Here is a 13,589-nt window from a genome sequence, read left to right as displayed (position 1 = left end):
AGGCGGGAGCGGTGACCCCTAAAGACCTTCGGCCTTCTCAAGCTCCGGGCATTCCGGCAGTCGTTCCCCCAATGGCGATACCCGGGGGAGATCGGTCGATGGGTATGTGCGACCGGGGCAAGGCCAATTGCGGGGCACGGATTCCCATAGGTATCGCCATGCACTGCCCCCGCCCCTTTAGGGGCGGGGTGGGGTGCGAGTGGACAGAACGTCTGGAGGCGGGAAGAAACTCCGAAACCCCTCACTTCGGCTTATAGTATCCCCATTTCTCCAGGGCTTCCCTGAGCTCGGGGGCGCGCTTCGCCTTCTCGTCGAGGGTCTCGCCCTCCTGCCAGGCCTCGATGGCCTGCATGGTCGCCTCTGCGCCCGCCCGCGTGCCCCTCGGGTGGCCGTGGATGCCCCCGCTGACAAGGAGAACGAGTTCGCTGCCGTAGATATCGAGGACGTCCGGCACGAGCCCAGGGTGGAGCCCGCCCGACGAGACGGGAAAAGCGCTCCTGATCCCGCCCCAGTCCTGGTCAAGAGCCATGTGGTCCACGGCGTTCGTATGTTTCTCCCGGAGCATATCCGCAAGCACCGTAGCCTCCGCCCGCGTGCCGACCAGTTTCCCGACGGCGGTCCCGGTGTGGATCTGCGAAACGCCAATGAGCCGCATGATCTTCGCCAGGAACTGCATCGTGATGCCGTGCCTCTCATCCCGGTCGAAGGCCGCATGCATCGCCCGGTGGGCGTGGATCGCAAGCCCGAGGTCGGAGCAGTAGTCCCGGAGGGTCGCAACGGCGGCGGTCCCGGCCACCACGACGTCGATCATGGCGTAGTTCCAGCCGTGGTTCGCGAGCATCTTCGCCCGCTTCTCCATCGTCTCCGTATCAGCCGTAATGTTGATGAGTGCGGACTTCACGTCGCCGGTCTCCTGCTCGGCCTTATCGCGCATCTTCGTCATGGCCCGGACACGGTCGTCGAACCGGTTGAACGCAAGGGATGTCAGGTTCTCGTCATCCTTCACGAAGTCGAACCCTCCCATCCAGGTCTCGTACCCGACCGCAGCGTGCTCCTCCGCGGTGAACCCCACCTTCGGTTTCGGCACCGCCCCCGTGAGCGGCCTATCCCGGACCTTCATCATATCCCGGATCCCCTCCATGCCGAAGTGCGGCCCTTTGAAATGCCGGAGGTATTCGGCCGGGAGCGAGGCATCGATCAGCCGCAGGGTGTCGAGCGCCTTCATGCCGAAGACGTTCCCGGCGATGCCGCTTAAGAGCTGGGCCGCGTTCCCCTCCTCCCAGAGGGCGAGGGGATAGGCAATCTTTACGTAGTTGCCCTCGATCTCGAACGCCTTCGCCTGGAGTTCCCGCATCCGGGGCGGCATGGTAAAGAGCGTCGTCCAGGTCCCGGTCGAGCTCTCGGAGGCGATCCTCCCGACGGCCTCCTCCCTGCTGATTCCTTTCGCCGGTTCAAAGTAGTAGAGGGCTACGAGTTCGCCCGGCCCGGGTCTGTGGTCTGTGTCAACAAACTCTCCGTACCAGTCAATCGCCATAGAATCACCTCTTGTAGGAAGGGATGCCCGGATAGAAAAACCTTCCATTCGGAGCAGGGCGCGCGGGCCCATCGCACCCCCGGAAGGTGCTCCGGGGCTCTCTGCCGGGGGAGACCGGAGAATGCACCATGAAGCGACCCGTTGAGGACTGCAATCGCCATGGTGCCGCCGTGTCCCCGTACCGGGTCTGTGCCTTTCCGGGCAGGAGGGTGCGATGCCGGCGGGAAGGGGGTCCAGGTGTTACAATTTTTATAACTTATAATAAAAGGTAGGATTATTATACTGGAGGGTTATACTAATGTATGGCTAGGCGGGGCTCCACTGGAGCGATGCCCGCGCCGCAGCCTCTTTCCATCATACCCTCAGGCGCACTCCTGCACGTCCTCCATACCATACAACCAATTTTTGCGGGTCACTCCCCCCGGTTCCCGGCCGGCGGTGTCCGCATCGCCCGGGAACTACGTCACTCAGAGACCTCGGTGAGGATCTTCTCGATCCGCTCCACCTTCGTTTCAATCCGCTCCATCGACCGTTGCAGGGCCTGCAGATCGTTGCCTCGATCTGCAACGCTCTTCACCTGCCCCTCGATCCACTCCTTGAGCCGCACCACGATGATGAGGAGCAGCGTAAGGACACCGAGTTGTATAATGACCCAGACGGACCCAGCGAGCATGGTATTCCAGAACTTCGAACCGCCGATCAGGCCGGCGAAAAGGCTGATCACGAGCAGTGCGATGACGGCGCCCCAGAGCGCCTTCAGGAAAAGTTTCCATCTATCCCGTTTCATTCTACGGCCTCTCCAATGACAGAATCACGTTCAGGTCCACCGTCAGCTCGAACGGCACCGCCCGGTAGTACCTCCGGAGGTACGGCGGTTCGTCCGACGTTCGGCTGTTCCCCTCCGCAAGCCCGAGCTTCTCGAGCTGCCGCAGGTATATCGCGACCAGCGGGCGCGATATGCCGAGCTCTTCGGCGATCTCGCGCGCGTACTTCTCGTCGGTCGCGATCGACCGGAGTATGGCAAGCCGTTGCTCGTTTCCGAGCAGGGACAACAACCGTGCCAGTTCGGGGATGGTGCTGAAAGATAGTGTCAACATATGTTGATTATTTTTTACACATATGAATGCTTTGACGCCGCGCATCATCTACCGTCGGGACTTTCGAGTTCGTGAACCGCCTCGTTCCGGAGGACGGGCAGCACCAGGTCTCCCTCTTTTACCCGCCGCCGGGTCGACCGGGGAGGCGGCCCTCCGGGCAGCGGACGTGTGGTATGGATAAGCGACCGTGAGAGTTTCCCGGGGGTGTGCCGCCCCCCGGGATGGTCTGGTGGGTCAGGAAAGGTAGGTTGCAGGAGAGTCGCTCAAAGGGGGAGGGCACCGGCCCTCCCCGCCGGCATCACCGGCGCGGGCAGGTGCCGCAGGACCCGTCCGAGAGGTGCAGCCGGTCCCGGTCGCCGTCGCGGGCGTGGTCGTCCGGCTGACCCCCGCCGTTCTGGTGCCGGTACTGCCCGCACCCGACGCAGTCACCGGCGCCGTCGTCTGCCTGTGGAGCGCTCCACGGACCCGCCGCGCTCGCCGGCAGCACGACGGCCGCGATGAGGAGGAGCGTCGCCCCGATCCCGAAAACTGTTCTTCGCTTCATGGTACTCTGCCTCCTTACGATGCGGAATTCTTTCCGCACCGGTGTACCGAACGTCGGTCCCGGCGGTGATATATTTCTACGGCAACCGCGGTGGGATCGTTGAACCGTCCGGTTCAACGGTCACAACAGATCTTCGGCAAAGCCCCTGATGTACCGGAGCGCGAGGATCGCGTCCTCGCGCTTCCGGTCGACGGCATGCTCCCCGGCAAACGCCGCGAACCGGGTGAGATCCCCGGGATCCACCTTTCCCTCCGCCGCCTCCACGACCGCGTCGTAGGTCCGCTCCGGGAAGTAGAGCCCGCGGGCGGCGTCGAGGAGCCCCCGGGCCGCATCGGCGCCGATCGCCCCGCACGCGAGCGCCTGCTGCAGGGTCGCCCGGATGTTCACGAGCGGTTCGGAGAGCGGCACGAATGTCTCCGGGTCAAAGAGGAGCGCCACCTCGTCATCGGCGACGAGCCTCCCCTCGCGGTAGGCCCGGTAGATCTCCCCGACGCCCTCCATCCCGAGGCTGTCGAGCTCCGCGGCCCGGAGCGCCCCCATGCTTGAGGCGCCGACGACCCGCACGCCCGCCCGGAGCGCGGCAAGGATCTCCCGGTGGGCGACGGCACAGTCCTGGAAGAAGACGCCGTCGATGAGCCCGATGATCCGGGCCCCGGCGCCTGCAGCCTCTGCAATGTCGCCCCGTTTTGCCGGCGGGCGGTACTCGGCATCGAGGATCTCCCGTGCGGCCGCGCGGTCACAGCTGGGACCGAGGAAGACGACGACTCCGCGCGTCACGGCACCTCCTCCCCATCCGGTCCTGGTCCACCGCGTAGACCTCCAGCCCCGGCACGATCACCCGGACGACCGGTATGCCGATCTCCGGCCGGGTGAGGTCGACCACGATCACCCGCGAGAGCCCCGCAAGAGAGAGCCGGTCGATGACGCAGTCGATGTCGGTGAGGAAATCGTCGCTGTCAAACGACGGCATGGCTGCAAACTCGATCGAACCGTTCTCCGCGAACCAGTGCCGGTTCAGCCGTTTCGTCCGCTCGTAGCCGATCATCTTCCTGACGTCCGCCGTATCGGTATCCTCCCGGGCGCCGTGGATCTGGGTCAGCCTGCTCTGCGCGACCTCCGTGAGCGCCCGGAGGACGGCGATCCCGGCGGACGTGTGCGACCCCATCCCGATCGTCAGGAGTGCCGGGTCTTTGAGCACCACGTCGTCGGCGACCGCGGCCACCGTGGGGATGCCGGTGTCGCTCGTGATGTCCCTGAGGGTGACCTCGACGCCGGCGGCCGCGAACTTCGCGAGGAGGTCGGCGGCGAGCCCGCCGGTGATCCCCTCGATCTGGGGGCCGGTCTTTTTGGTCACCTCCACAAGCGACCAGGCGTCACGCTCGACCACCTCCATCAGGGCGTGGAAGGTCGCCTCTTCGAGGGTGTTCCCTGACGCAAGCCCGTTGGTGTTGGTCCGGAAGAGGCGGCCAGAGGTCAGCGGGAGGGGGTGGAAGACCGCGTGGGCCGGGACGAGGATCTCCTCCTCCTGCACGATATCAAAACCCCCGACCCAGGGGACCGCTATATCGGCCGGGACCAGGGGAGGGAGGATCAGGTCCGCCGGATCGAGCGCGGCTTCCCGGGCAGAGACTTCGCTATACCTCCCGACGGCGAGTTCTTGATCGCCCATCTCCCCCGAGTAGCGCTCGATCCCCTCCATCATCGCCGAAACCTCCGCCTCGACGGGGGTGGCGCCTTTGCCGTTGTAGACCGATATCGCCCCCGCCCCGGCTGTCGGCCGGATGCTCGAGAAGACCGGGATCCCGATCCGATCGAGGTTCGTTATATCGGCGACCCGGGTGATCCCCGCCGCCGGGAGCCTCTCCCGTGCCAGGAGGAGCGTCTCTTCCGGCGGGACGGACCGCTGGGTCTCCTTCGCGTAAGCCTTCCGGCACGACTGCAGCCGGATCATGCATCGCCCCCGGATGCCTCACCCGGGACCCAGCGCTCGCTGCCGTCTTTCCCGATCTCCTTCTTCCAGATCGGGACGCTCTGCTTGATCCGTTCGAGGATGTACTCGCAGGCGTCGAAAGCCTCTTTCCGGTGCCCGGCACCGACGACGATGAGGAGGATGTTCTCCCCGACCCGCAGGTTCCCGATACGGTGGATGACGTCGACGGACCCGATGGGGTATTTTGCAAACGCCTCGTCCCGGATCTCCGTGAGTTCCCGCACCGCGACCCCCTCGTAGGCCTCAAGTTCCATCACCTCGACACCGTCGTCCCTGACGACGCCGAGGAAAGTGACCAGGGCGCCCATATCGGGCCTTCTTGCCCGGTCGATCACGGCATTCACGTCAAAATCGTCTCGTGTTACGCTGATCATACCAACCTTCTCCGTCACCCGCCCGCCACCGGCGGGAAGAGTGCGACCTCGTCCCCGTCGGCGAGGGTGAGCGTTCCGGCCTCCGCACGCCGCAGGCGCCTGCCGTTGTGCATCAGTATCACGTATCCCCTGAGTTCTCCACTCTCCTCAAAGAGCGCCCGGTGCGCCTCTCCCGAGACATCCCCGACCGCCGCAAGCAGCCGGTTCACCGTCGCCCCCTCGGGAACCTCGAGCGTGAGATCCCCCCCGATGGCCTCCCGCAACCGGGCGAAAGCCCTGACCCGAACCTGCATTCCTCTTCTCCTCTCTTCAGCACCGGTTGTCTCCACACGCGCTGCAGTCTCTGCCGCTCGACCGGCAGGGTCGTCATGGTGGCGGCCCGCCCGTCCCAGACAAGGAGCCGGTCGAGGAGGAGGTCGCCGGTGCCGGTGATGTACTTGATTGCCTCGTTCGCCTGGACAAGCCCGATGATCCCGGGCGTGGTGCCGACGACCGGGGTGGCGCCCTCCGCCGGCGGCGCCACGGGGAATACACATTCAAGGCATGCCGTCCGGCCGGGGACGATCGTCGTCGCCTGCCCGTCGAACCCCCTGACCGCCCCGTGGATGAGCGGGACCCGGGCGCCGAGCGCCGCACGGTTGAGGATGTAGCGCACCGGGAAGTTATCGGTGGCATCGATGATAAGGTCGGCCCCGCCCACAAGCGCGGCGGCGTTCTCTGCATCGATGGACGCACACGTCGCGACGACCGTGATCTCCGGGTTCAGCGCCCGGAGTTTCCCGGCTGCCGACTCGACCTTCGCCCGCCCGACGTCGCGGTCGGCGTGGAGCACCTGCCGGTTCAGGTTGGTCCGGTCCACGACGTCGCCGTCTACGAGCCGGATCTCCCCGATGCCGGCGGCGGCAAGGTAGAGGGCGGCCGGGCACCCGAGCCCGCCGGCCCCGGCGATGACCGTGGCACTCGTAAGCCGTTCCTGTGCCTCCTCTCCGAAGAGCGCGATCTGCCGCCCGTAGCGTTCCAGTTCCCGGTTCGTGAGCATCTCCGATCAGTCCTCCGGTACGGTGAGCGTCCCCGGCTTTGGTCCGCACCGAACACGCAGTTTATGTGGTGTCCCGGGCGGCTTGAACGTTGTGATTCCGCAGACCCGCCTCCCTCCGGGGGCAGGGGGCCCGGTGCCCGGGGACGACCGGCCCCCTCCGGAGAAATGTATATATAACCGCCCACGGATATTCGGGCAGAACCGGCACATCCGCCGGAGCAGGGGGTGAGGGGATGACAGCGGGGCTTATCGACGACGCGGATACCTGGGATACGTTCGTAAACGAGAGTGTCTCCGGCCGCCTCTTCCACAAATGGGATTTCATGAAGATTACGGAGAAGCATACCGGCTTTACGTTCCTTCCCTACGGGATCTTCAGGGGCAATGAGTTGATCTGCATCTTCCCGCTCTTCAAGAAGCAGATACACGGACTCACCATCCTCCTCTCCCCGCCTCCCCTCCAGTCGGTGATACCGTATCTCGGGTTCATCATGGGCCAGAGCTACGATGCCGCCAAACAGAGCAAGAAGGAATCGATGCTCAGGTCTGTTGCGGAAGACCTTGAGAGCGAGATCGCGGCCCTGGCTCCGAACTACCTCGCCCTGACCCAGGTCCCGGGGTTCATCGATATCCGGCAGTTCCTCAGGGAGGGCTACGAAGCACGGATCCACTTCTCGTACGTCATCGACCTTGAGCCGCCGCTTGCAGAGATCTGGAACGGTCTTCTCATCCAACCTCCGCACCAAACTGCGGAAAGTAGAGAAGAGCGGCTACCACTTCGAGAAGAGCACCGACGTCTCGGTCTTCTACTCCACCGTCGCGGAACGGTTCAGCGACCCGGGCATGAACATCCCGATGATCAGCCGGGCCTACTTTGAGGACCTCTTCCGGGCGTATCCCGACGAACTCGGGCTCTACTACCTCTACGACGCCGACGGCGCGGTGACGGGGTGTGCAGGCCACCCAGGAGTACAAGGCCTTCACCCTCTGGATGGGGGCGCCGAAGATGACGGCAATGCCCGGCAACGAGTTCCTGCAATGGCTCCTCCTCCGGCAGGCAAAGGAAGAGGGCTACCGGCGGATGGAGAACGTTGGGGCAAACAACGAGAACTTGAACCTCTTCAAGTCCAAGTTCAGCTTCTCGCGTTCTGGAATTTGGGGTTGCGGCGGAGTTCTTCATCGTCCCGAACTTCAGGCGTCAAATCTTGATCCCATCCACCGTACGGTGAGTACCCGGATCCCAGGCATCGGACCGTAGTTCTATCGCCGAGGCAGATAATGCCTCAACTCCCACCAGCCTCGCCCGGACTGTAAAGAATACCAGGACGTTCTCCAGCAGCCCCACCCGCCGCGCTGCATCCTCCCCGCCAGGGGCGAGGCAATCATAGCGATATGCCCGGGCGCGCCTCTACCGTCGGTTTTCCGGAGAGGACAGGGGAGAACCAGCCCGGACCCGGTTCTCCTTCGGTTTCACCCTGTTATCGCCCCGGTGGAGGCAGGGGCGGTCCCCGCGCATGCCCCGATGCGGCCTTCCGGAGGGTAGGAAAAACGATCGGCACTCTCTTTCGTATGAAAATGGCCCCCAATCTTTTCATCCGGTATGCCTGTGGCCCCAGGGGCATCATGTAGTTTTTTGGGTACCGGCTGTTGAGCACCGCTGCACTACTCTCTGCTCTCGAACCTGACCAGCGCCGGCGACGGCGGCCGCCCGGCGAGTGCCAGGGCGTCGGATATACGGTCGGTGATGGTCAGGCCGCCGCCGGTCCTCTCCCGGTACTCCTGCACGAGGTAGGCGGCGTGATAGCGGTATGTCCGGTCCCGGGTGACGAGGACCAGGTCCCCTTCGAGGTTCAGGAGGAGCGTCTCCCAGACGAGTTCGTCGCCGACGGTATCCGTACCCGCGCTCTTCGGGGGGTTGCCGAGGAGCTTGCGGCGGTGGGCCCGCGTGATGAGGTCGTCTGTTCGCCGGAAGACCCGCACACCGGGGTCACGCGAGAGGTCGGCAAACGCCCGGGCGACCGGATCGGCGGCGGGCTTGGCGATCAGCTCCTGGACGTCGGCGTAAAGGGCACCGACCACCCGGTTATACTCTTCGCCTGCCCGTTGCAGTGCGGCAACGTTCGGGTTCCCCCGGAGGACGGACGGCGCCCGGACCTCCCCGGTTTCCCGCCGCCGCACGTCTTCGGCAATCCGGTCGAGCACCTTTGGGCGGTTGCGAAGGAACTCATCGAATATGATATCAGGGAAGACGAGCTGCTCCCTGAGCACCCCGATATCGGCGAAGATCTCGCCCGGGCCCTCTTCCGACTCGTAGAGTTCGAGGAAGAGGTTCGTATCGATACATACACTCGTCATCCAGTCCAGCGGCACGATGGCGCCGGAACACGATAATAATTTCCCGGGCCGGTGCCGGCCTCAGGTGCGGCAAGTGCGGCGAACTCCCGGATCTGCGATCCCCGGGTGGCAGGAATACTGTTCTTCGGTCTTCCAGACGTGAGCGCCGATACAGAATCACAATATTTATGGTTACTATCGCTCATCTCTCCGTGCAGGATGGGTTCATGCTCCGTGTTCTTGTAGTCGACGATGAACCGGCCCTTCTCGAACTGACCCGGATCTTTTTGGAACGGTCCGGAGATCTCCAGGTTGAGGTGACGCCATCGCCCCTGCAGGGGCTTAATATGCTTGCCGCGACCCCGTACGACGCCATCGTTGCCGATTACGAGATGCCGGAGATGGACGGCATCACATTCTTAAGAGAGGTCCGCAGACGCGGCATGACGACACCGTTCATCATATTCTCCGGCCGCGGGCGCGAGGAGGTCGTCATCGAGGCGATCAACAACGGCGCGGACTTCTACCTCCAGAAGAACGGCAACCCCTCCACCCAGTTTGCCGAGCTCCGGAATATGATCCTCCAGGGGGTCCGGCGGGGGCAGGCCGAGGCGGAGGTGCAGCGGTCCGGGGACATGTACCGGAGCATCTTCGAGCACACGGGCTCCGCCACCATCATCATCGAGGATGATATGACGATCATCCTCGTAAACAGCGAATTTACGCGTTTCACCGGCTACTCCCGCGAAGAAGTGGAAGGGAAGATGCCCTGGACGGCGTTCGTCGTTGCAGAGGACCTGGAGCGTCTTTCCGGCTATCACCGGCAACGGCGGCGGGATCCCGGCGCCGCACCGGGGACCTACGAGTTCCGGATGGTTGACCGGGAGGGCAGAGAGAGGGAGATACATATGACGGTCGGGTGCATCCCGGGAACGGATCGCACCGTCGCGTCGATGATTGACACATCCGGCCGGAAACGGTTCGAGGAGGAGTTGCGCGCGACGCAGGAACAGATGGTCGCGGCGTTTGAGGAGGCGAAAGCAAGCCAGGAGTCGCTTGAGGCACAGTGCCGCGAGATGGAGGATTACCAGGCAACCCTCCGGGGCATCATCGACTTTCTCCCCGACCCGACCTTCGTGCTCGACCGCGCGGGGACGGTGACCATCTGGAACCGGGCGATCGAGCAGGTGACCGGGGTCCCGAGGAGCCGGATCATCGGGTCGGGAGCCCGGGTGGTCTCCGGAAGGGTGCCCGGGTTTTGCTCTCCGTTGCTTGCGGAGGTTGTTCTCTCCCGCAAGGGAGAGAGCATCGCCCGCGAGATCCATATCCCTTCCCCCAACGGCGGGGAGGGAACCTACCTCTGGGGAAAGGCATCGCCGCTCTATGATGCGCAGGGGAGGCTTTCCGGCGCCATCGAGTCGCTCCGCGACATCACCGAGCGGAGACGGATGGAGGCGCAGATCCGGCGCCGGGTAGATCTCGAGCGGATGGTGAGTTCGATCTCCGGGTGGTTCATCGCCCTGCACCCCGAGAACCTGGACGAAGCCCTGGACAGGGCGATCCGGGCGCTCGGGTCGTTCCTGGACGTCGACCGGAGTTGCATCTTCCGGCTCAGCAGCAACCGCACCCATGCAGAGAACACCCACGAGTGGTGCGCGGAGGGGATCGAGTCGCAGATCGCGCGCCGGCAGGAGGTTCCGATCGTCTCGCTCTCCTGGGGGATGGCGCAGATCGTGGCCGGCAGGACGATCTGCATCCCCGATATAGCCGACCTGCCGGCGGAGGCGGTGGCGGAGCGCGAGTTTCTCCTGGAGTACGGGGTCAGGTCGGTGATCCTGGTGCCGGTCGCGACCGCCGGCGAGGTTCTGGGAGTTATGGGGTTTGAGACCGTCGCAAAGGAGCGGTCCTGGTCGGGAAATGACGTCGCGCTGCTCACGGTCGTCGGCAACCTGCTTGCCGACCTCCTTGTCCGGATCCGTGCGCACGAACGGCTCCAGAAGAATGAGAGGCGGTTCCGGACGCTCGTCGAGCGGTCGCACGACTGCTACATCCGTGCAACCAAACTGCCGCCGGCCATCGAGTACGTCAGCCCCTCATGGGAGCGCCTGACCGGGTATACGCGCGAGGAGTTCAGGGACGACCCCGGCCTCGTCGAGCGGTCGGTCCATCCCGACGACCGGGAAACGTTCCGTGCCCTTATGCAGGAGCCGGGCGCCGATCGGCTGTATGTCTTTCGAGCGCTCCGGAAAGACGGGTGCTACACCTGGGTTGAGGTCTGCCCGATCCCGGTCTACGCCGACGATGGGCGCCTGGTTGCGGTCGACTACGCCGTCCACAACATAAATGCCTGGAAGCAGGCCGAGATGGCGCTCATCGAGGCCAACCGGAAGCTCAGCCTGATGAACAGCATCGTGCGGCACGACATCTTAAACCAGGTCACGGTGGTGCTCGGACATATCGCCCTCCTCCAGGACCGGCCGCTCGATGCGGCCGTCGCCGCGGCCCTCGAGAAGCAGCAGGCCGCCGTCGAGATCATACGGTCGCAGATCGAGTTCACGCGGGACTACCAGGACCTCGGCGCCCGATCTCCCCGGTGGTTCCCCGTCGAACCCCTGGTCTCGGCGGCGGCACAGGCGCTCCGGCAGACCCGGATCCGGATCATCACCGACCTCAATGAGGTCTCCGTCTACGCCGATCCGCTCCTCTCGACGGTCTTTTACAACCTCCTTGAGAACGCCCTGCGGCACGGGAAGACCGTGACCACGGTCCGGGTCACGGCCGTGTCCGACGGCGGCGGGGCGCGGATAGTCTGGGAGGATAACGGCGTCGGCATCCCCGCCGAGCATAAGGAGAGGATATTCGAGCGGGGTTTCGGGAGCCATACAGGTCTCGGGCTCTTCCTGGTGCAGGAGATCCTCTCGATCACCGGGATGAGCATCCGGGAGACCGGGACGCCGGGCGAGGGGGCGCGGTTCGAGATCCTGGTCCCGGAGGGCTGTGCCCGGTTTGAGTGAAGGGAGCACGAGTTTCTCCACCGGTGCAAGGCAATGCAGCTCCGAGGCCGAAAGGGGCGGCGGGGCAGGCTATACCAGCCACGGCCCACTGCTACGTCGGCAAGTTCGGGGAAAACCTAGACCCGATATCCATCCCGCCACCAGGTAGAGATGGCCTCCGGGACGCGATGATGCCCACGCTCCCACCACGGCCAGAACAGGGTTTCAACAGTGAAAAATAGATACTCAGGGTTCCGGCCCTACCTGCGGCCGTACTTCCTGAACATATACCAGAGCCCCGCGGCGACCCCGGCCATCACCAGGAGGCCGAGGATCGCGACGTAGGACTGCTCCTTCACCACGATCCTGAACTCATCCTCCCCTTCGGCCTGGTCGCTCTTCACCAGGGCGACGACCTTGTACTCGCCGGCGACGATATCGGCCGGCGGGACCACCGTCACGCGCACCGTCGCCCGCTCGCCGGGCTCGAGGCTCGCGACCGTTGCCGGGTCGACGGTCGCCCGCCATCCTTCCGGTGCACTCATGTTGATCCCGATCTTCGTCAGCGCGCCCCCGACGCCGGCGTTGGAGACCGTCATGTCGAACGCGAGGGTGTCGCCGCGGTTGATCTCGTGGCGGTAACTCTTCGCGTAGGTCCGCATGGTGTATGACCCCCGGAGCCGGAGTGTCAGGTTCTCCTCATACTGCCGGGCGGAGGAGTCGATCACCGCCGTGAAGTTATATTCGCCGACATCGACGGAGTAGGGCGGGATGAGATCGAGGTAGAGGGGTTTCTCCTCGCCCGCCGGTATGTAGATCTCCGAGACTTCTTCGGTGGCGTCCCGGCTCTCCTTGAACCGGGCATACCACTGTTCGGGGAGGCCATCGACCGAGAGAGCGTAGGTGTCGTCGTTCCTGCCGGCGTTCTTCAGGGTCATCTCGTACTGTGGGTTCGAGCCGATCGCCGCCATCCGGGAGGGGGACTTCACCCGGATCTCGGCAAAGAAGTTCTCCTTCTCGAGCGGCACGATCCCGAGAGCGGTCGTCTTACCGATCCGGACCTCGACGCCCTCCTTCTCCCACGACCGGTAGCCGGGTTTGGCGACGTTGACCGTGTAGGTGCCCATCGGGGCGCCGATGGAGACCTTGCCCTCGGCGGTCGCGAGCATCCCCTCGACGCGGGCATCGCCGTCGTAGAGGCCGACATCGGCGCCCTTCACGACGTTCCCTTCCTTATCCACAACGGTGAGTTCGAGGGTTCCCACTTCACCCTCGTGCGTCTTCGTGACCCGGACATAGACCCAGATCGTGCCCTCGCCGATACCCACCCGGATGGGATACTCTCCCACCGCGGCATGGCCGGAGGTCTCCGCCACCAGGCGGACGGTCTTTGTCTCCCCGGCCGGGATCAGCATCCGGTAGACGTCGCGGTCTCCGGCCTCGAACCGGATCTTCCACCCGTCGGTGCCGCGGAACGTCCAGTAGTTGAGGAGGCATGTCCCGGTATCCCCCCGGTTGGTGACCGCGAGATCGAAGACGGCGGTGTCGCCCGCCTCGATCAGCTCGCCCGGGAAGTCGCACCGGATATCGGTCTGCAACGTCCCGCTCTGTACAGCCGCCGCCCCCGGGACGGCAAGCGCCGCGATGAGGATGAGAGCCAGGAGGTATCTTTTGCCGGTCATCG

14 protein-coding genes are annotated in these 13,589 nt (G+C 64.6%); 3 read left to right on the top strand and 11 right to left on the bottom strand.

Annotated features, from left to right (window positions below; genetic code table 11):
* Nucleotides 1–241 precede the first annotated feature (241 nt).
* The 9 genes from rbcL to QZ408_RS07055 all read right to left on the bottom strand — a co-directional run bounded on the left by rbcL (nucleotide 242) and on the right by QZ408_RS07055 (nucleotide 6,578).
* Nucleotides 242–1,534, bottom strand: a complete 1,293-nt coding sequence (gene rbcL, locus QZ408_RS07095; RefSeq protein WP_292490554.1) for a type III ribulose-bisphosphate carboxylase — start codon at nucleotides 1,532–1,534, stop codon at nucleotides 242–244.
* 463 nt (nucleotides 1,535–1,997) lie between these two features.
* On the bottom strand, nucleotides 1,998–2,321 hold the full coding sequence (locus QZ408_RS07090; protein ID WP_292490553.1) for a hypothetical protein: 324 nt from the start codon (nucleotides 2,319–2,321) through the stop codon (nucleotides 1,998–2,000).
* 1 nt (nucleotide 2,322) lies between these two features.
* Nucleotides 2,323–2,631, bottom strand: a complete 309-nt coding sequence (locus QZ408_RS07085; protein WP_292490552.1) for a winged helix-turn-helix domain-containing protein — start codon at nucleotides 2,629–2,631, stop codon at nucleotides 2,323–2,325.
* 298 nt (nucleotides 2,632–2,929) lie between these two features.
* On the bottom strand, nucleotides 2,930–3,175 hold the full coding sequence (locus QZ408_RS07080; RefSeq protein WP_292490551.1) for a hypothetical protein: 246 nt from the start codon (nucleotides 3,173–3,175) through the stop codon (nucleotides 2,930–2,932).
* A gap of 120 nt (nucleotides 3,176–3,295) precedes the next feature.
* A complete protein-coding gene (locus tag QZ408_RS07075; RefSeq protein ID WP_292490550.1) occupies nucleotides 3,296–3,952 on the bottom strand; it encodes a TfuA-related McrA-glycine thioamidation protein in 657 nt (218 codons plus the stop codon).
* Nucleotides 3,912–5,126 (bottom strand): YcaO-related McrA-glycine thioamidation protein, encoded by a 1,215-nt coding sequence (locus tag QZ408_RS07070; RefSeq protein ID WP_292490549.1) that lies wholly within the window; start codon nucleotides 5,124–5,126, stop codon nucleotides 3,912–3,914. Before QZ408_RS07070 ends, QZ408_RS07075 begins: the two co-directional genes overlap by 41 nt.
* Nucleotides 5,123–5,539 carry a molybdenum cofactor biosynthesis protein MoaE gene (locus QZ408_RS07065; protein ID WP_292490548.1) on the bottom strand — a complete coding sequence of 139 codons (417 nt, stop codon included), beginning with the start codon at nucleotides 5,537–5,539 and terminating at the stop codon, nucleotides 5,123–5,125. Before QZ408_RS07065 ends, QZ408_RS07070 begins: the two co-directional genes overlap by 4 nt.
* A gap of 14 nt (nucleotides 5,540–5,553) precedes the next feature.
* Nucleotides 5,554–5,832, bottom strand: a complete 279-nt coding sequence (locus QZ408_RS07060) for a ubiquitin-like small modifier protein 1 (protein ID WP_292490547.1) — start codon at nucleotides 5,830–5,832, stop codon at nucleotides 5,554–5,556.
* Nucleotides 5,745–6,578 carry a HesA/MoeB/ThiF family protein gene (locus QZ408_RS07055; RefSeq protein WP_292490546.1) on the bottom strand — a complete coding sequence of 278 codons (834 nt, stop codon included), beginning with the start codon at nucleotides 6,576–6,578 and terminating at the stop codon, nucleotides 5,745–5,747. The genes QZ408_RS07060 and QZ408_RS07055 overlap by 88 nt, the downstream gene beginning before the upstream one ends.
* A gap of 233 nt (nucleotides 6,579–6,811) precedes the next feature.
* Between QZ408_RS07055 and QZ408_RS07050 the strand changes: the two genes are divergently transcribed.
* On the top strand, nucleotides 6,812–7,456 hold the full coding sequence (locus QZ408_RS07050) for a hypothetical protein (protein WP_292490545.1): 645 nt from the start codon (nucleotides 6,812–6,814) through the stop codon (nucleotides 7,454–7,456).
* A 74-nt stretch (nucleotides 7,457–7,530) separates the two neighbouring features.
* Nucleotides 7,531–7,836 (top strand): hypothetical protein, encoded by a 306-nt coding sequence (locus tag QZ408_RS07045; RefSeq protein ID WP_292490544.1) that lies wholly within the window; start codon nucleotides 7,531–7,533, stop codon nucleotides 7,834–7,836.
* Nucleotides 7,837–8,240: 404 nt separating this feature from the next.
* Here QZ408_RS07045 and QZ408_RS07040 read toward each other — a convergent pair whose 3' ends face one another.
* Entirely contained in the window at nucleotides 8,241–8,933 is a 693-nt protein-coding gene (locus QZ408_RS07040) for a PIN domain-containing protein (protein WP_292490543.1), read from the bottom strand.
* A gap of 191 nt (nucleotides 8,934–9,124) precedes the next feature.
* Here QZ408_RS07040 and QZ408_RS07035 point away from each other — a divergent pair, with 191 nt between their 5' ends.
* Complete coding sequence (locus QZ408_RS07035) at nucleotides 9,125–11,926, top strand: PAS domain S-box protein (RefSeq protein ID WP_292490541.1); 2,802 nt, start codon at nucleotides 9,125–9,127, stop codon at nucleotides 11,924–11,926.
* A gap of 239 nt (nucleotides 11,927–12,165) precedes the next feature.
* Here QZ408_RS07035 and QZ408_RS07030 read toward each other — a convergent pair whose 3' ends face one another.
* A complete protein-coding gene (locus QZ408_RS07030; protein ID WP_292490539.1) occupies nucleotides 12,166–13,587 on the bottom strand; it encodes an NEW3 domain-containing protein in 1,422 nt (473 codons plus the stop codon).
* Nucleotides 13,588–13,589 lie beyond the last annotated feature (2 nt).

Origin of the sequence: Methanoculleus sp. 10, assembly GCF_913757945.1 — an archaeon.
Classification (GTDB): domain Archaea; phylum Halobacteriota; class Methanomicrobia; order Methanomicrobiales; family Methanoculleaceae; genus Methanoculleus.
This window is presented reverse-complemented; position numbering and strand designations above follow the sequence as displayed.